Origin of the sequence: Coleofasciculus sp., from assembly GCF_046539235.1 — a bacterium.
GTDB lineage: Bacteria > Cyanobacteriota > Cyanobacteriia > Cyanobacteriales > Coleofasciculaceae > Coleofasciculus.
Map to the genome: position 1 here is coordinate 1 of NZ_JBKHHI010000096.1, position 18,123 is coordinate 18,123.

Annotated in this window: 12 protein-coding genes, 1 tRNA gene and 1 riboswitch; of the genes, 5 read left to right on the forward strand and 8 right to left on the reverse strand. The window is 46.7% G+C overall.

All coding sequences use genetic code 11. The annotated features are described in order from the left end of the window. The first annotated feature begins 196 nt into the window (after positions 1–196). Positions 197–293, forward strand: a riboswitch (TPP riboswitch). Between the two features lie 10 nt (positions 294–303). Then, positions 304–1,677 carry a phosphomethylpyrimidine synthase gene (gene thiC / locus ACLFWI_RS11065; protein ID WP_446412995.1) on the forward strand — a complete coding sequence of 458 codons (1,374 nt, stop codon included), beginning with the start codon at positions 304–306 and terminating at the stop codon, positions 1,675–1,677. 141 nt (positions 1,678–1,818) lie between these two features. Here thiC and ACLFWI_RS11070 read toward each other — a convergent pair whose 3' ends face one another. Beyond that, positions 1,819–5,859, reverse strand: coding sequence for an amino acid adenylation domain-containing protein (locus tag ACLFWI_RS11070; protein WP_446412996.1), 4,041 nt, complete (start codon positions 5,857–5,859; stop codon positions 1,819–1,821). A gap of 926 nt (positions 5,860–6,785) precedes the next feature. Continuing rightward, the gene (locus tag ACLFWI_RS11075) at positions 6,786–8,234 is read right to left on the reverse strand and encodes an amino acid permease (RefSeq protein WP_446412997.1); all 1,449 of its coding nucleotides are present in this window, start codon (positions 8,232–8,234) and stop codon (positions 6,786–6,788) included. A gap of 1,122 nt (positions 8,235–9,356) precedes the next feature. Between ACLFWI_RS11075 and ACLFWI_RS11080 the strand changes: the two genes are divergently transcribed. After that, positions 9,357–9,827 carry a GNAT family N-acetyltransferase gene (locus ACLFWI_RS11080; protein ID WP_446412998.1) on the forward strand — a complete coding sequence of 157 codons (471 nt, stop codon included), beginning with the start codon at positions 9,357–9,359 and terminating at the stop codon, positions 9,825–9,827. Here the strand turns inward: ACLFWI_RS11080 and ACLFWI_RS11085 are convergent. The 6 genes from ACLFWI_RS11085 to ACLFWI_RS11110 all read right to left on the reverse strand — a co-directional run bounded on the left by ACLFWI_RS11085 (position 9,772) and on the right by ACLFWI_RS11110 (position 14,638). Continuing rightward, positions 9,772–10,764 (reverse strand): sensor histidine kinase, encoded by a 993-nt coding sequence (locus ACLFWI_RS11085; RefSeq protein ID WP_446412999.1) that lies wholly within the window; start codon positions 10,762–10,764, stop codon positions 9,772–9,774. The genes ACLFWI_RS11080 and ACLFWI_RS11085 overlap by 56 nt on opposite strands. A 143-nt stretch (positions 10,765–10,907) precedes the next feature. Next, positions 10,908–11,525 (reverse strand): L-threonylcarbamoyladenylate synthase, encoded by a 618-nt coding sequence (locus tag ACLFWI_RS11090; protein ID WP_446413000.1) that lies wholly within the window; start codon positions 11,523–11,525, stop codon positions 10,908–10,910. A gap of 225 nt (positions 11,526–11,750) precedes the next feature. Beyond that, a complete protein-coding gene (prmC, locus tag ACLFWI_RS11095; RefSeq protein WP_446413001.1) occupies positions 11,751–12,683 on the reverse strand; it encodes a peptide chain release factor N(5)-glutamine methyltransferase in 933 nt (310 codons plus the stop codon). 37 nt (positions 12,684–12,720) lie between these two features. Then, on the reverse strand, positions 12,721–13,455 hold the full coding sequence (locus ACLFWI_RS11100) for a Tic22 family protein (protein WP_446413002.1): 735 nt from the start codon (positions 13,453–13,455) through the stop codon (positions 12,721–12,723). A 513-nt stretch (positions 13,456–13,968) separates the two neighbouring features. Further along, a tRNA-Pro gene (locus ACLFWI_RS11105) sits at positions 13,969–14,042 on the reverse strand. A 59-nt stretch (positions 14,043–14,101) separates the two neighbouring features. Next, positions 14,102–14,638: a GNAT family N-acetyltransferase gene (locus ACLFWI_RS11110; RefSeq protein ID WP_446413003.1), complete on the reverse strand. Its 537-nt coding sequence runs from the start codon at positions 14,636–14,638 to the stop codon at positions 14,102–14,104. 904 nt (positions 14,639–15,542) lie between these two features. Here ACLFWI_RS11110 and ACLFWI_RS11115 point away from each other — a divergent pair. The 3 genes from ACLFWI_RS11115 (at position 15,543) to ACLFWI_RS11125 (ending at position 17,987) form a co-directional block, all read left to right on the forward strand. Next, positions 15,543–16,268, forward strand: coding sequence for a hypothetical protein (locus ACLFWI_RS11115; protein WP_446335109.1), 726 nt, complete (start codon positions 15,543–15,545; stop codon positions 16,266–16,268). 137 nt (positions 16,269–16,405) lie between these two features. After that, positions 16,406–17,362, forward strand: a complete 957-nt coding sequence (locus tag ACLFWI_RS11120) for an alpha/beta fold hydrolase (RefSeq protein WP_446413004.1) — start codon at positions 16,406–16,408, stop codon at positions 17,360–17,362. A 172-nt stretch (positions 17,363–17,534) separates the two neighbouring features. Beyond that, positions 17,535–17,987 (forward strand): RnfABCDGE type electron transport complex subunit D, encoded by a 453-nt coding sequence (locus ACLFWI_RS11125; RefSeq protein WP_446413005.1) that lies wholly within the window; start codon positions 17,535–17,537, stop codon positions 17,985–17,987. The last annotated feature ends 136 nt before the right edge of the window (positions 17,988–18,123 follow it).

Below are 18,123 nucleotides of genomic sequence, written 5' to 3' on the forward strand. Positions count from 1 at the left end.
ACCTTGTAGGGGCGAGTCGCTGAACTATCGTTAAGGGGAAATTCCTTAATTTTCTTGACTCGCCCCGCTATAATCAAGGGGAAATTCCTTAATTTTCTCGACTCGCCCCGCTATCGTCAATGGGAAGTGCTGTAACTACAAACGTAAACTTTTATAAAGCTTGATCCTCTCACCCAAGCCTAGTGGTAGGATGAACAACTAAAGCTAGGGGTGCCTGAGCAACCAGGCTGAGATTACACCCTGAGAACCTGAGACTGGTTAAGACCAGCGGAGGGAAGCGGTTTATTATAAAGGAATCTAAATATGAGATCAGAATGGGTCGCTAAGCGGCAAGGACAGGGTAATGTTACACAAATGCACTACGCCCGCCAAGGTGTGATTACCGAGGAAATGCAGTATGTCGCCAGCCGGGAAAACCTCTCCCCAGAACTGATTCGGGATGAAGTGGCGCGGGGACGATTGATTATTCCTGCCAACATTAACCATACCAACTTAGAACCGATGGGTATCGGCATCGCCTCTAAGTGTAAAGTTAATGCCAATATTGGGGCGTCTCCTAATTCGTCCAATATTGACGAAGAAGTCGCCAAGTTGAACCTGGCGGTTAAATATGGCGCCGATACCGTGATGGATTTATCCACGGGGGGCGGAAACCTGGATGAAATCCGCACCGCGATTATCAATGCTTCCCCTGTACCCATTGGTACAGTGCCCGTGTATCAAGCCCTAGAAAGCGTTCACGGTACGATAGAAAACCTGACCCCGGATGATTTTCTCCACATTATTGAGAAACATGCCCAGCAGGGAGTTGATTACCAAACCATCCACGCGGGACTTCTGATTGAACATTTACCCTTGGTGAGAAATCGCCTCACCGGGATTGTCTCTCGCGGTGGCGGTATCCTGGCGAAGTGGATGCTGCACCATCATAAGCAGAATCCTCTCTATACCCACTTCGACGATATTATCGAGATTTTCAAGAAGTACGATGTTTCCTTCAGTTTAGGCGATTCCCTGCGTCCAGGTTGTACTCATGATGCCTCTGACGAAGCGCAATTGGCAGAACTGAAAACCTTGGGACAACTAACTCGCCGCGCTTGGGAACATGATGTGCAGGTGATGGTGGAAGGTCCGGGTCATGTGCCGATGGATCAAATTGAGTTTAATGTGAAAAAGCAGATGGAAGAGTGTTCTGAAGCACCCTTCTATGTGCTCGGACCCTTGGTGACTGATATTGCTCCCGGTTATGACCATATCACGTCCGCGATCGGGGCAGCAATGGCGGGGTGGTATGGGACAGCCATGCTGTGCTATGTGACGCCGAAAGAACACTTAGGACTACCGGATGCTGAAGATGTGCGAAATGGCTTAATTGCCTATAAGATAGCTGCCCATGCTGCCGATATTGGACGCCAGCGTCCCGGCGCACGGGACCGAGATGATGAACTCTCCCGCGCCCGTTATAACTTTGACTGGAACCGTCAGTTTGAGTTAGCACTTGACCCCGACAGGGCAAAAGAATATCACGACGAAACGTTGCCAGCAGATATCTATAAAACCGCTGAATTCTGTTCAATGTGTGGACCCAAGTTCTGCCCGATGCAAACCAAGGTTGATGCGGATGCGTTGACAGAATTGGAGAAGTTCTTAGCCAAGGAACCTGTTAAGCAAAGCTAGCCATAAATTATAGCAGTCAAAGATGAGCAGGTATTCTATCCTGTAGGGGCACGGCAGTGCCCCCACCTCCAATCGGCAATCATACACCAGATTAACGGAAACGGGAATTAGATCCCAGAAATCGGTGATCTGGTCAGGTAATCAGACCAACTGGTTATAGTTCAGATAAGCCTGAATCACCTGGCTATTGACTGACGGACAGACAATATTCGTTCCGGCTAAACCCGCTAACGTATTCTGGGAGTCAAACGCCTGAGAGACTAAAGCCGCCGTTTCCAGATAGGGGCGTTGGTTTTCACCCACCCATTGAGTAAACAGGAACACCAATGGACTCAAGGCATTGTCAGGCTGGGAACTAGCCACCTGGACGAGCTTGTCTTGCCAGGTAGAATAATCCATCCATTCAATCGGATGACCAATAGCCCGGATTTCGTCCACGAGTTGCTGTAAGGATACCATCTCCGGACTAACCAAGTGAAAGGCTTGACCGAATAAATCCGGTTGCTGGGACAGATGGACAATAGATTGGGACACATAGTCCACAGGAGTCAAGCTCAGGTTTAACTCCAACTCTGGCGCACTTCCCAATTGAATCAACCCTTTAATTAATCGGTCAATCAAATCTCCCTGTTGAGACGCCCCGGTTTGGCTATGTCCGGTAATCATACCCGGTCGGTAAATCGACGCTGGAATCCCCCGTGCGTGGGCTTGTTTAACTAACTTCTCACCCACCCATTTACTCTGAGCATAACCGTCAGATAGGTCATCCCCTGACTCCAAATCATCCTGTTCTAAAATCACTGACATCTGAGCATAGCGCGGCGATTGAAACACATCCAGCGTTGAGACAAAGTGAACGGGTTTAACCTTGGTTTGGCTGGCTAATTTGAGAATTTCCTGAGTTCCCAAGACATTAGCGGCTCGCAAAGCGCTGTAGGGATAAATTAAGTTGACAAACGCTCCATTATGATAGATGCAGTCAATCTCGCTGGTTAACGCCTCGTACTGCGACTCCGATAGTCCCAACCGAGGTTGAGCTAAATCGCCCAACACAGGTACAACCCGCGACTCCAACTTATCTGATGAAAGTAAATAGCGGTTGAAACTCGCGGCAATTTTTTGCTGACCCGCCTCTAGCGTTTTGGCACGGACTAAGCAATAGACGGTAGCATTCGTATGCTGGAGTAATTCCCGCAATAAAAACGCGCCGAGAAAACCTGACGCACCTGTGATCAAAATCTTTTCCGGTGCGGTGTCCGGTTGACGATAAGGCTTTTCTGGATAAATCGTCCCATCCAAAACGGCATCGTTGACTAAATTCGTGACCGCGATTGTACCCGTCACCTTTGTCGCATCTGACGGATCAGCGTCAGTCTTAGCGGTAATCGTTTGAGCCAGTTCCGCCACTGTAGGCGCTTCAAACAGAGCAAACAAGGGTAACTCCAGTTGGAACGTTTCTCGCACCTGCGATAACAGTTGCGCCGTCAGCAGCGAATGTCCCCCTAGTTCAAAGAAGTTGTCATACACACCCACACGCTCAACATCTAATACAGTTGCCCAGATTTGGGCTAACTCCCGTTCAACGGGTGTGCGCGGTGCGACAAAGGTATCCTGAGCTACCTGTTGCGCCTGGTTCGGGTCAGGTAACGCCTTGCGATCGACTTTACGGTTGGGTGTTAGGGGCAAGCTATCTACTAACACAAAGGTCGAGGGAACCATATAAGTCGGTAGCTTATCACTCAGGAACGATCGCAACTGCGCCAGGGATAATCCTTGAGTTTTGACCATAAGCTCAATACTCTGATGGATTTGCTCCTGTTGGGTAGGTGTGGTCTCAAAAATTACCCCAGCGTTTTCCTCAGCGTGCCAAACAACCGTGCCTTGCAGCCACAAGGGATTGTCTACCCCTGGCAATTTTACCCGCAAAAGTACGGGTTGGTTGTTGTGCCAAAATGTCGGGGTGAGTGCCTTTAAGCTAATTCCATTCCGGCTGAAGTTTTGCGTAGTCACTTCCACTTGTTGACCCGACTCAAATTCAGCACGACCCTTGACCTGGAGCGGAATACGCGGTTCTGTCCGCAAATTGCCTAAGCTGCGATAGAGTTTCGCCTTCTGGCTGGTTGTGGTATCAAACTTAACGCCAACATAGTCTTCAAACTGCCAGACAACCGTTCCTTGCAACCATAATGGAGTTTCGCCTCCGGGTAATTGTAATCGTAGCAATAGGCGTTGATCTATTTGCCAAGGATTAGCCGTTGTTGCCTTTAAGCAAATTCCCTCTTGGCTAATATTTTGCGTTATCACCTGGACTTTTTCACCCGATTCTAATTCCGCCAGACAATTAATCGTTAGAGGAGTGCGGGGTTCTTTGCGGCGTAAGTCATGAACGGCTAATCCCTGGGTTTGGGTAATGTGTTTGATACTCTGACGTAAACATGTCTGTTGGCTGGAGGTGGTGTCTAGGGAAACATCTACCCATTCCAGGGCTTTTGTGGCAATGGTTCCAGTCAGTTCAAGTTCATCGGGAACGCCCGGAAACTGACAACGCAGCGTCAAGGATTGACCGTTTCGCCAAGTGGCGGGAGCATGAAGTAACCGAATACTATTGACTGAGAAATTGCTGGTGGTTAATTCAATTTCTGGATTCCCCTCACACGCCACCCAGCATTTTGTTTCTAGGGGAACATATTCGACGTCCAAGTCACTGACGAGATAGGCAACTAAGCGCTTTTCGCCAGAACTGTCATCACGGGCGACAACCACCGCGTCTCGGATACCGGGATGTTGATAGAGGGCGGATTCAATCTCACCGAGTTCAATCCGGAAGCCGCGAATTTTGACTTGGTGATCCAAGCGACCTAAACATTCGAGAGTCCCATCGGGTAAGTATCGGGCTAAGTCTCCAGTGCGATAGAGACGGGCACCCAGTTCTGAACTAAAGGGGTCAGGAATAAATCTTTCATCGGTGAGATCAGGTCTATTAAAATACCCTCGTGCTAAACCCACCCCACCAATCAGCAATTCTCCTGGTTCTTCCACAGGTACAAATCTAATCGGGTCAGATGAGTTTTGCTCAGGATGAGCCAGATAAAGTTGGGTATTGGCAATGGGGCGACCAATGGGGATGGGCTTTTCCGCCGATTCTACCTTATGCACGGCTGACCAGATTGTGGTTTCCGTCGGTCCATACATATTCCACAGGGAATCACAGCGTTCTAGAAGTTGACGCGCCAATTCGCGGGACATGGGTTCCCCCCCACAGAGAATTTTAAGCTGGGGAGTCCCCTGCCACCCTGCGGCTAATAACATGCGCCAAGTGGCGGGGGTGGCTTGCATGACGGTAGCACCGGATGCTTGCAAAACCGGGATTAACTGAGTCCCATCGGCGGCGACATCTCGCGTTACTAAGACAATATCTGCGCCAACGATTAAGGGTAAATACAGTTCCAATCCAGCAATGTCGAAGCAGATGGTGGTGACAGCCAGCAGGGTGTCATTGGGGGTGAGTCCGGGGGCGACACTCATTGAGGTGAGGAAATTTACCAGCCCACGATGCAGCACTTGGACGCCTTTGGGTTTACCGGTCGAGCCGGAGGTATAGATGGTGTAGGCTAAATGGTCGGGCGTGACGCCACTGTCTAAATTCTCTGGACTATGTTTGGCAATTGTCTGTTGATCTGTGTCTAAGCAAACCACTTGGGCTTGGGTGTCAGGTAACCTGATGAGTTGGTCTTGTTCGGTGACGATGACAGGGACTTGGGAATCCTCAATCATCAATGCTAAACGTTCTTGAGGATAGGCGGGATCAAGGGGGACATAAGCGCCCCCAGCTTTGAGAATTCCCAATAGACCAATCACCATATTTAGCGATCGCTCTAGACAAATTCCCACCAGTACATCAGGTCCGACTTGTAGCGTTTGTAAGTAGTGGGCAACCTGATTGGCGCGGCGGTTCAACTCCCGGTAGGTTATGGTTTGCGCGTCAAACCGTATCGCTATTTTGTCCGGTGTGCGACGCTCTGCTTGTTCAATTAACTGATGAATACATTGATCGGCGGGATAGTCGGTTTGGGTTTGATTTAACTGTTCAAGTCGCTGCTGTAATTCACGTTTTCTGCTTGTATCCGGAATACCGTGGAGTTGATCAATTTCTAATGATGATTTACAGAAAGGCTTGATCATAATTTCTCCTTGAAACAGGTTTATAGTGGTCGTTATTTTTGGCTTAAGTTGGTGATGTCCCATTCACAATCAATCTAGCTATTGGCTATTTTTGGGGCTGATACATGAGTCAATTTTTTGTCTGTCACATACTTCATACAATTCGTCCCAATTCAATTCCGAATTTCGGTTAAGCAATAATTTTTAAAATTATTGCTTAACCGCTAACCGGATTTTAATTTATGGTCTTTACTGATCAAAGGGGTGGATAAAACTCTGATCAGAAACCCAATAATATTGGAGCCACCATGTCGGCATTATAGTCGCTGGATTGTGTCCGTTATTCAAAACTTAAATAGAACTAGAAAACTCTGAAAAAACTTAATTATACAAGGGGTTATGGCTAGAGAGATACAACGAAAATGATTTATTTTTGACAATCTTAGATGCACTCCCCATAACTCGCCTCCATCACCAGGGCCTGACATGAACTGTTGAACGTTCCTCGACTATAGTCTCAGAAAATCATCAATTTTTTCTGCTCTAGCGATACCAGAGGGATAGAGTATCTGTCACGATTGAGTTGGTCGGCTTCTGTAGCCTGTAATACAACCGTATGACGTGTATTTTTCTCTGTTTGTATATTATTCCAATCCCCTAATCTGATCAACAAGATGAGGCAAACTTTACTAAGTCTTTAAAAATGAGTATCAATTCTTGATGAAGTCTTTAACAATTGAGGGTATAGCGATCCATTGGCGTCAATAATTTAATGTAACTCAATAAAAATAGAAAAACTGAAATAAACAATAATATTCCTCAACCAAGTTTATTTGACTTTAGACAAAAAAAGATGTAAGACACTACACAAAAATTAAGAAGTAGGAGCAATTCATGAATTGCCCCTACAGATGGTGACCAAACCCAGGGATTTGGTGACCAAACCCCTACTCCTGATACCCCGTTAATCCCAACGCCGTCGCTTCTTCCGGGGCTTGAGCCACCAGTCGATTGCTGCGAAACACTAAAAAGTAAACACTTGCCACAATCAGCGCTACGCCAATCCCCCAAACACCACCTCGGTAATCGGGTATAGACATACAAGCAACTAGGGCAAATGTGGCTAAAGCCAAACCCACAAATGCTCCCGCTGTTCCCAATGGACTTTCGTAGGGTTTCGGTAAATAGGGATTCCCTTTTAGCTTCATGTAGCTAACCATGACCAAAATATAGGAAATTAATGCCCCAAACACAGCCATATTCAAAATCACAGCATCGACAGCTTGAATACCGGTACTCACCAGTAGCACACAGATAAATCCAATCGTCGCCCCAGCAATTAATGCCCGATGGGGGGTATGACTTTTACTCGTCACCGATAACCAACGGGGTAAATACCCAGCACGGGATAGGGAGAAAATAATCCGTCCGTAGGCAAACATATTACCGTGGAGACTGGCAATTAAACCACAAATCAGCGCCAAGGCTGTGACAATAGTACTGGTCGCGCCGACACCAAAATAAGCCTCTAACCCATCTTGCAGGGGAGCATCCGATTGCCCAATCGCCACCGCGCCCCCGCCAACACCGGAGTTAATCACTACGGTGAAAATTGACAGAATAATCAGGGTAAACATACCAGAAATCATTCCCCCTGGCATATTTCGAGGCACATTATCGGTTTCCTCCGCCGTCATCGGTAATTGTTCAATCGCCAGATACAACCATATCGCAAAAGGAATCGCGCCAAACACTCCAAACCAGCCATTCGGTAACCAGGTTTCTGATTGTCCCAGTTCAGCCGGAATATTAAACAGCAGGTCAAAATTGAATTCACCTGAAACCAGCATACTCACATAGAAGATGGCTAATACTGTCATCGCGATGATGGTTAGCCAAAGACAGACTGTCACACTCAGTTCAAACCCTCGGATATTAATTGCCAAAAAAACAGCGTAGGCAAATACCCAGATAAAAAAGCTGGGCAGATTGGGAAATAAGGGCTTGAGGTAATTGCTCAAACTGAACACCAGCGCCGCATTAGCCAGGACATATTCAATCGTGACGGTAATCCCACAAATAAAGCCCCAAAAAGGACCGAGGGCATAACGGGTGAACGAGTAGAATCCGCCCGCATGGGGGAGGGCGGTGGAGAGTTCGGCACTGCTATAGACCAAACAGAGATACATAATTGCCATCAAGACAGCGGCAATACTAAACCCCCAGAATCCTCCGGAGGCTAAACCATAGTTCCAACCATAGAAATCACCTGAGATAACCGCGCCAACCCCTAAACCCCATAAGAGTAAACTACCAGCATTTCCTTGAAGTTGTCGCCGTCTGATATAACCATTATTTACTGTTTCGTAAGTCGCAATACCTTGAGAATGTTGCATCGATAAACCTTATCCTCAACTGTTTACCTTGCACCCCAATCGCACGTTATTTAGCTCAAACCTGGGACAGGTTAAGCTGACCAGATTGGACGGCGTTTCCTGACCTCTTTTCCCCAGTTGAGAGGAAAAATGAACGCCGCCTGTTGATTGCTGATTGTTGATTGTTGATTGCGATGAACCATCAACCATGAACCCTGAACCTGCCAAGGAGTAGAGGGTAGTTCTTTAACGGCATCATTCCATTCTTCGGCTAAACGTAATACATATCCGGATTGACAGCAAAGCTAGTTTAAGTGTTGATATATAGATGTTTCATTGGGGGAATCAATCAAAGTGTATTACGCAAATCCAGGACTTAGCTTGATAGTTGTATGACAAAATGATTCCAGGCTGTCGAAGCGGTTTATACCATTTTTTTTATCCTGTAACGAATAAACCACCTCAGCTAAGTAGTCAGACTTTCATTAAAGTTAACGGTTGAGATTAGGCAACAGACAACGGGAAACAGTAGTGCGAGCGTCTCGCTCGCTATAGCATTACGTACTGAGGTTAAGACAATAAAATTGGGTGAAAAGGCAACAGGCAACAGGCAACAGGCAACAGGGGAATGTCCTAACGTATCCCGGTAGTGCTATACTTTGGCGTCTCGCTTGCTACTTTGTATGGTTTTTATCTATCCAAGCTTTATTGATTGGGCGTTACGCTACCCTTCGGGAACGCTGCGCGAACGCTATCCTTACCCTAGAAGTTGACAGTAATTTGCCAATAATTTGACACCAAATAACAATTATGATATGGTCATTCAAATGTTATAATTTCCTCACAAAAAAACGTTTCTCTCTCTTGCATTTATTGTTAGAAACGCTACAATCTTTGGTGACAGAAATTAAGTAGTCAACTCACAATAGGACAGAAAATCAATTACCCCACCTGAGTCCCGATAAAATTTACCCTAACCCTAAAACCAATTAACACTCAGGTGAGTAGTCTCCAAACTAAATTCGGAAGGTTTTTTCCCAAGTTAACCAAACTGAGATGGGGTACATCTTCAACTGAAAAGATCGAGACATTTGCATCACGAGTGAGATAACCTTTGACCACCAAAAAGGAGTTTAGGTAAACATGGATTGCCGTACTATTCAATTTGGCGATCGCGCCGCTCAAGTCGATTATGTCCAACTCCAGGCTCTGTTTCGCCTCAGTGCTTTCTGGGCAAAGGATCGCAGCATTGAAGACTGGAAAATCGCGATCGCGAATAGTGAACCTGTAATTACCGTATGGGATGACCAACGCCTGATTGGATTTGCTCGCGCCACCTCCGATGGGATTTACCGCGCCACGATTTGGGATGTTGTCATTCACCCCGATTATCGCGGCGTTGGCTTGGGACGCAAGCTAGTCGAAACAGTCCTCAGTCACCCCAAACTCTGTCGGATTGAGCGCGTTTATTTAATGACCACTCATCAACAACGCTTCTACGAACGCATTGGTTTTGAATGTAACTCAACAACCACAATGGTGCTATATAATCAACCGCTCATGACTGCTCTGCCAACACCCGTTCGATCATCTCCGGAGTTGCTAGAGGCATAGAACATTGTAATCGGATACCCGTGTCTGTAACTGAATCGTCGCTTGGTTCTTTCCCAGGAATAGGTAGTAGTTCCAAGCGTCCCTTCATCATCTCCACCAAGGTTTGCACCATCAACCAATTCATACCGGGTGAGGTTGTTGATGAAGTTGTTTCTTGTTCCTCTGAGTCATTAGTGTCGGAGAGTAAATCAACGGCTTCACTCCAAATCGAGTTGGGACATTCTACATCAATCCAGATATTCACCATCTGGGGGTTGTCAGAATTGGCTGTAGAAACCTGAATCGTCCCTTCTTCCATTTGTACAATAGCGCTGTCCACCATTCCCACTAATACCTGACGAAAACGCCGGGGATCAGCTAATATTTCTATTTCTGGGTCAGGGGAAATCACTTTCAGCCGCAGATTACGATTCCCGGCTTGCATGTGGGTGAGGACTTCGAGTTCTTCAAAGCATTGGCTCAATTGCAGAGGGCGAGTCTCTAGACGATTAGTACCGTGTTCCGTTTTGGCTACAGCAATCACCTCATCTAAAAGTTTTACCATCTTCTGCGCCGAGGTATGGGCTTGAGCCACGAATTCCTTAGCTTCTTCCGGTGAGTCACACAAATCGGACAAAATGAGCTGATGCATCCCCATCAAACTACTCAGGGGTGAGCGCAGTTCGTGGGATGTCCGCGCCAAGAAGCCAGCTTTATACTGGCTCATTTCATGCGCCATTTGGTAAGCCAGTCGGGTTTGCTCGAGTTCCTGCTTCAGAGGCTGTAGTTCATCCTCTTTCACGGGTTCCGCCTTAGCTGGCTGGGATTCCTCGGGTTTTGACAGTTGCGGTTCTGGTATCGTTGAACCTTCTGGCTGTTTGCTGGAACGAGTAGCGCGGCTGACAACAAGTCCCATGACAATACCGACTACCAGATAGATCAGCTCCATGTTGCCCATATTTTTTCAAACTTTTCAACGTAATTCGCGGGAGTCCCCATCCACAATCTTTTATTTGGCTGGGGTAGTAGACTAATGAATTCTATTTTTATTCTTGCCATACCCGCCTTCAGCTCAAGCATAGCCCGTTTTCCCCATCGTCATCACCCCTTAGACAGGGAACAGTCGAATGAGACAGCGCCTTGGCGCAAAATTTGCCAACCGTCTCTTTTCCATTTCACCACTGTAGAGGGTATGTCCAGGGTATTGGAGTGAGGCTCCTCTAATTCTGTAGATTCCGTGGGATGGAGGGTCAGCACTTGAGGGAACTGTGCCTCAATTTCTGGCATTGTATGTAAGGGAGGTTTCCCAGAGACGTTGGCGCTTGTTGTGGCTAAAGGACCCGTCTGGGACAAAATTGCGATCGCGACTCTAGAGTTGGGGACGCGCAAGCCAATCGTGGTAGGATCTGTGGGGTTCATCGCCGCGGGAACTTTATCCGAAGCGGGTAACACTAAGGTTAAGGCTCCGGGCCAATATTGCTTTGCCACTTGCTGCCAAATCTCTAATTCGGCGTCTGTCCCCTTGACATAAGACCAAAGTGATGATTGGAATGAACCCATTAAAATTAAGGGTTTGTTATTGCTTCGCTGCTTCAGCGTAAATATCAATTCTGCGTAATCCGGTCGTACAGCGAGAGCGGGTATCGTGTCGGTGGGAAAGCTGACGATCTGACCAGAATTAGCGCCAGCTACTAGGGCAGACATAAAGACATGAGTCATATTCAGGTAGAGAATACTCCAAGAGCTTGAGGAAAATATATAATATTTTGCTAGACATTAAGGCAGAAGTCAAAATTTGTCATTGGTCCTTGGTCCTTTGTCCTTTGTCATATCATGTCCTAGGGATTGCCCTGAATTGCCATGCGGTTAAAACCCTCGTTTTAGACATTTTTATCAAGGGTGTTTCTGAACAGGATCTCATTTGTCTGATTTAGAACCTATGACCTATGATTGCCGATAAGCCAAAGCAAAACGGTCGATTCCGGCTAAATCGGGAATAATCTGAATCTGACAATAACGTCCCTGTTGATGTAATAACTGAGCAACGGTATCACCTTGTCCTGCCATCATTTCTACAATCCAAACGCCCCCAGGACGCAGGTAATCGCCAGACGTATTAATCAGATGTCGAATGCAGTCTAGACCATCCATTCCCCCGTCCAGTGCCATAAGAGGTTCGTGATCCCGCACTTCTGGCTGTAACTGTTGTAGCTCATCTCTAGGAATATAGGGAGGGTTAGACACTATACCACTCAATTGACCTTTAAGTGCTGCCAAGGGGGACAACCACGACCCTTGATAAAATTGGATTCTTGACTCAAATCCTAACTGTTGAGCATTCAGTTGGGCAATAGCGAGAGCATCGCTACTGTAATCAACGGCGTGAATTGTGGCATCAGGAAACACCTCCGCTAATCCTAACGCGATCGCACCACTCCCTGTACCTAAATCTGCCCAGTCTCCAGCGTCGAGATGGGGAGTTTGACTTTGCCCCGTCGCACTTACCGCCAAATCGATTATATATTCTGTTTCCGGTCGAGGAATCAAAACAGCAGGGGACACATGCAGCGAAAAACGTCGCCAAGGCGTGATCCCCACTAAATACTGTACAGGCAAACGGTCACAAAGACGCCGCTGCCAGAGTTGAGTAAGAACTGACAGCGGGTAACGTAATTCGATGTGCGATCGCGCCTTAAACGACTCTAGGCGCAGCGATAGAGGATCAAGTCCTGCGACTTCTTGCAGTAACCAATCTACTTCAGCGACAGAAATACCCGCCTCTCTAGCAGACATCTTGGACTGTTGTCGCCACAGCCAGAGATCTTGACCGGATACCACAGTAAATGTCCTAGAGGATGGCTCTGGCGTTGTAGCCATGGGTAGTTTACCTGGCTCCCTTTAGGCTAGTTTAGAGCTATTCAGAAGAAGATTGACGCAAAAATTGTAGAGATTCTTGCGACGGAATAAGGAGGATTTGCTCAAGTTGAGGGTTATCCTGAGTTTCTAACGTATTAATAATACCCTCTAACGGCACAACCTGGATCTCAACACTAGAAGCCAGGTTAGGCTGTTGTTCCTTAAAACGGTTAACCAAGTTCTGCAACTGCTCTTTGTCAAAGAAAAAGGGAATGACTTGCTGACCTTCTTGTTGAATCGTTAAATACCCTCCTTGTTGACCTCCTTTTGCCACAAACAGAGGGACACCCCGAAATTCTTGCCCTTGACCCAGAAGCTGTTGGGCTGACTGCACTTGCTGCTGCACTGGAATATAGGCAAAATCTAGACCATTAGGTTGGTTTTGACTCTGTTGATCAAGTTGGTAGACTTCTGCTAACGATACAGGCACGACCCGGACTTGGTTACCCAACTCAGGTTTTTCCCGCTTCAATCGTTCCACAAAGGCTTCTGCATCCCTCTGGCTAATAAAGACACCTGCAACTGCTTCATTCTGATTGTTCTGATTAGGAATAGAGGCGACTAAGGGTGAGCCTTCTCCATCAGTAACCGTAAATACAGGTACGGTTTGTAACTTTTCCATCACCTGCTGTTCGGTCAAAGCCAGCGCTCGCAGATTTCCACCAAAAAAGGAGCCTAGGAGAGTCGTCCCCACTAAGCCTAATGTTGCACTCCAGCGAACTAATGATTTCATACAATTGCCTCTTGAATTCTTGCGTACTATCTCATTAAAACTAGGATACCGCTCTCACTTGATGATGACATCTCTCTCGTGAATTGAAGAAATCGCTTGAAATCGTAAGATAGAGTCTATCCATCTTGAGCTAGGCTGTTTTCCTGGCACTATCGATAGTGACGATAGTTACGATTGACGTTTAGCTGTCACCAGTGACGAGAGTTGAGTCAGGTAAACCTGAACGTTCCTAGTCTTGTCTGAGTTAAGAAAACTGACTGGGTTCAATTCCCTAGAGTTCCTCTTGTTGAAGATTTGGGTTAATGTTACTATAATAGATTAACTAAAAACCACGCCAGTCCCTTTGTTTTTATTTGCTCTAATTTATAGCAACCGCCATAGCTGTTAGGACACATCATTTATGTAGAGACGTTTATGTAGAGACGTTGCATGCAACGTCTCTACAAAGATGCCGAAAGTCCTAATCGATGTGTCCTAATCGATATGTCTACTGCTATAACTTGTTCTAAAAAATCGGGATGACAGGATTTGAACCTGCGACATCCTGCTCCCAAAGCAGGCGCGCTACCAAGCTGCGCTACATCCCGATGCATATCTTGATAATATACCTTAGCGTCCAATTTGCCCAGTCTCAATCGCACAAAAATTAGTCAGGATACCAGAACATGCCTTTGATGCCTTCGGGATCAGCCATAAATCCCATTTGCCGATAAAAATTGACCACTTGGGGATCGGCAAAGAGAGTGATATTGCTGATATCTTCACTGCGAAGTTTCTTGATGGTGTACTTCATCAACGCCTTACCCAGCCCCTTACCTTGGAATTGGGGGTGAACCACCACATCCCAAATTGTGGCATTAAAGGCATGGTCAGACGTAGCCCGGGCAAAACCAATCAGACGCCTCGTGTTCCCTCGCTGTTGCCACATGGACACGACGAGGAAACTATATTGAATCGCTTTACGAACTTTCCGCATCGGTCGTCGTGACCAACCCACGGCGTCGCAAAGCTCCTCTAATTCATACAGATCAAATTCTCGATCCGTACTAAATAGGATACGCCCATTATCAGCGCGATCGCCAGACGCCGGAGACTCGCTGAAATTTGAAATGGCATCCCCTTCAAATTTTGTTGATGTCGAAGCAGTGTCAGCACTGCCAAAAAAGCTCTTCCAAAAACCCATGCCGATGTGGCTATAGCATTTTATACTGGTTATCCGTTACACAAGACCTAGCCCAAGCTACTTACGGCTAGACGTATTTAACGGGTTAGCTTGACGATTACTCAAAACTTTGACGTTTTGAACGGTAGCACTCAGGCTAATGACAAAGGCTTTCAGAAGCCGTTACATAAGACTTATCCAGAGTTGCCCACAAGTGGACATCCTTGACGCTTACTTCCTGCTTCACTCTGGCAGTGACGGCACTCAACCAGTCCACAGGCTCTACCCCACCTAACTGGCGGAACCATCTTTTTCAGGCTATCTTTTTCAGGCTATCTTTTTCACCTACCTAGCTGTAGTTTTTGGCTGGATAGGTATACCAATAAAGTATACATATAATTTGCCGCAAATTCTATCGGGACAAATGTCTACCCAATTTTGGGCAATAATGGGTAACGGTTTCCAGCTTTTTGATTACAGCCAATTACTCCACACTGCACTCCATCAAGTCAGTGTGGCAAGTCAGTGTGGGGAGTTGTCTGTGATCATGCATAACTTTTTATACATAACTTTCGGAGTGACCCCCGGTCGTGACAACTTGCACCTGACATGCTTATCCTACCACAATTGGCGCAATAGGCTCCTATAACCATTATGACCAAAGCTTGCTCTTGCAGCCAAGCAAGCAACAACCTCTTATGTAAACACCAAATTTGACCCTATCCCTACGCTAATCGCCTACACTTAAAGTTTGGCGGTCAGTGGCAAATCGTGACTCAGGGCAAGACCTTCTTCAGCTAGACTGAGGCTATTGTGCCGAATTTGTGAGAGATTAACCAGATACGGCAGGTTTTTGCTTTGAGGCTGAGCTTGCTGGTGTATCCTAAAAGCTTTTAACCAAAGCGAACGCCTTCTCCCCCTACTTATGGCTGCGGGTCTGAAATCATCAACACTAGAACTGCTAAAGCGCTTCAACCGGGCGTTTCCAGAATTTTATGAGCAGTTTGTCAGTAGTGAGATCCAATTGCAAAACTTGAGACTGGCTTATAAACTCTACAAAACTCGGCGTGTCGTTATTGAGATCAAACCCGAAGGCTCGAAAAGCGCTCTACATTTTGCCTACCGTAACCAGTCTTTTCTCCTCAGTGATATTTTTGGAGTTTTAGCGGCTTATGGACTGACGATTCACAGCCTGAGTCTTCATGGTCAAATCAGTCCCCCCATGTTGGTGTTCATCAAGCTAGTCGTATCCCGTGGTAGCAAAGCCCTGACCCCCAAAACAGCCGATAATGTCTGCCGTGCCATTCGGGAGGCGTTAGCAGGACGTTTTGAAGTCGAAGAAATGCTGGCGGTGGAATTTAATCTGGATGCTGGCTTAGAACAAGTCGAAACTGAGTTCTATGTAGATCCAGTATTTCATCTACCCGCCCTGTTAATTGAAGCTGATAACCAGCCGGGATTATTTTATAAGGTAATGTACGCCGTCTGGCAAGAAGACTTACTCGTCGTCAACGCTAACTTACTCGTCTGGCGTGGACGTACCCGCCTCATTCTCTACTTGCTCGGTCCCAATGAAAACTTGATTCCCGAATATTTAGGTCAGAAGATTGCCGAAAGCGTTCGACAGCGATTATTAGGGCGTCGGTTTTGATGGTTGAGTCTGTCGAGGCGGGTTGAGGAACTTTCGCCCAAGCTGTTGATGATATGGTGCTTTGTGCGTCTCCCCCTCACCCCCTCACCCCATCACCCTCTTGACCACCTGTCCCAATTCTCGGATAGGATGGATATATGGCAACGATTGAGATTCTAGGGGCTACCCACGCCTACGAATTAACGCCTCCCAAGGCATCCTCATCCCCAGTTTTGGTCTTTATCCATGGCTGGCTTTTAAGTCGTAACTATTGGCAACCACTGATTGATCGATTAGATGATGATTATCAATGTTTAGTTTATGATTTGCGGGGATTTGGTGATTCTCAATCCCCAACGGATAAACCACCAAAAACCGAATCGGCTTTGAGGGCTACCACCTCTGGCGGGGCGAGTGCGAAGGATAATGCGGCATTAACATCGGCAGACGTTGATGCCACTCGTTTATCAACCAGTAACTACAGCCTTGCGGCTTATGCTAGGGACTTGGGTATTCTACTCGAAAAGCTGGATATCGATAACGCTTGGCTGATTGGTCACTCTCTAGGTGGCAGTATTGCCTTGTGGGGTGCATCAGTGGCTTCAGAACGGGTCAAGGGGGTGATTTGTCTGAATGCGGGGGGTGGCATTTATTTAAAAGAAGAGTTTGAACGATTTCGGAATGTAGGGAAACAGTTAGTCAAACGCCGCCCTCAGTGGTTATGTTATCTGCCCTTGATTGATGTACTGTTTACACGGGCACAGGTGGCGCATCCCCTGGCACGTCGTTGGGGACGACAACGGGTGATTGATTTTGTTGTGGCTCACCCAGAAGCAGCATTGAGGAGTCTCTTGGATTCGACAACCGAGGCTGAGGTTCACCGTTTGCCTCAAATGGTCTCACAGCTTCAGCAGCCTGTGTATTTTTTGGCAGGTGCGAATGATAGAGTAATGGCTCCCAAATATGTACGCCATCTGGCTAGCTTCCATAAGCTTTTTCAAAATGGCGGTGCTAATGTGATTGAAATTCCTAATTGTGGTCATCTGGCAATGGTGGAACAACCCGATATTGTAGATACTCAAATTCGCCGGATTTTGGCGGAGTCTTTGGGTTGAGCTTAAGTACAGTTACAAAAACTGTAACAAGTCAGAGGTAAAGATCAAGGGAGGACATACTGGCAACAGGATTACAGGCACAATTCAGTACACGATCGCTTTTCTAGGGATTGGAGGTTCAGAACCGGGCTGGCGTCTGAATTCCTTTCCCTTTTTCTATTCCTGTTCTCAAATGCAGCAACATGATCCCAGAGACTATCAGATTCTGTTTCTCTCACTCTTCCTGGTATTGGGTATTGGTACGAGAGATTGGACATTACAGCCTCAGTTTATTGGTGTTGCGATCGCGACTTGTTTGCTGACCCAGTATATCAGCCTCAAACTTTGTGTTCGCAATCTTTGGTTGGGCTGGACGTGGGATGTTTGGGCGCATCGGTTGATGAGTGGCTCGTTTTTGTTGTTTGCCCTGTTTATGTTAACTGATCCTCGCTCGATTCCCAATGCCAGGGTGAGTCGTTTACTCTGGGCTGTCAGTATTGCGATTTTAACCTTTATTCTGCGAAATCATTTCTTTATGTCTACAGCAGTTTTCTGGGCGTTATTTGCCCTTTCTCCCCTAACACTGCTTTTGGACTGGATTTGGGCATCACCAAGATTTGTTTGGAGGTTTTCCGGTGACGGTTGATTGGTAAATAGAAAAATCAAGTAAGTTACTGGAGTTAAAGTTATTCCCATTAAATTGTTTAACTCTACCCTAATCTCTTAGGAATGACCAATGACCAATGACCAATGACCAATGACCAATGACCAATGACCAATGA

What these genes read in the sequence shown, in the direction of transcription:
- thiC (WP_446412995.1), top strand. Translation starts at nt 304, where the DNA reads ATGAGATCAGAATGGGTCGCTAAGCGGCAAGGACAGGGTAATGTTACA.
- ACLFWI_RS11070 (WP_446412996.1), bottom strand. Translation starts at nt 5,859, where the DNA reads ATGATCAAGCCTTTCTGTAAATCATCATTAGAAATTGATCAACTCCAC.
- ACLFWI_RS11075 (WP_446412997.1), bottom strand. Translation starts at nt 8,234, where the DNA reads ATGCAACATTCTCAAGGTATTGCGACTTACGAAACAGTAAATAATGGT.
- ACLFWI_RS11080 (WP_446412998.1), top strand. Translation starts at nt 9,357, where the DNA reads ATGGATTGCCGTACTATTCAATTTGGCGATCGCGCCGCTCAAGTCGAT.
- ACLFWI_RS11085 (WP_446412999.1), bottom strand. Translation starts at nt 10,764, where the DNA reads ATGGGCAACATGGAGCTGATCTATCTGGTAGTCGGTATTGTCATGGGA.
- ACLFWI_RS11090 (WP_446413000.1), bottom strand. Translation starts at nt 11,525, where the DNA reads ATGACTCATGTCTTTATGTCTGCCCTAGTAGCTGGCGCTAATTCTGGT.
- prmC (WP_446413001.1), bottom strand. Translation starts at nt 12,683, where the DNA reads ATGGCTACAACGCCAGAGCCATCCTCTAGGACATTTACTGTGGTATCC.
- ACLFWI_RS11100 (WP_446413002.1), bottom strand. Translation starts at nt 13,455, where the DNA reads ATGAAATCATTAGTTCGCTGGAGTGCAACATTAGGCTTAGTGGGGACG.
- ACLFWI_RS11110 (WP_446413003.1), bottom strand. Translation starts at nt 14,638, where the DNA reads ATGGGTTTTTGGAAGAGCTTTTTTGGCAGTGCTGACACTGCTTCGACA.
- ACLFWI_RS11115 (WP_446335109.1), top strand. Translation starts at nt 15,543, where the DNA reads ATGGCTGCGGGTCTGAAATCATCAACACTAGAACTGCTAAAGCGCTTC.
- ACLFWI_RS11120 (WP_446413004.1), top strand. Translation starts at nt 16,406, where the DNA reads ATGGCAACGATTGAGATTCTAGGGGCTACCCACGCCTACGAATTAACG.
- ACLFWI_RS11125 (WP_446413005.1), top strand. Translation starts at nt 17,535, where the DNA reads ATGCAGCAACATGATCCCAGAGACTATCAGATTCTGTTTCTCTCACTC.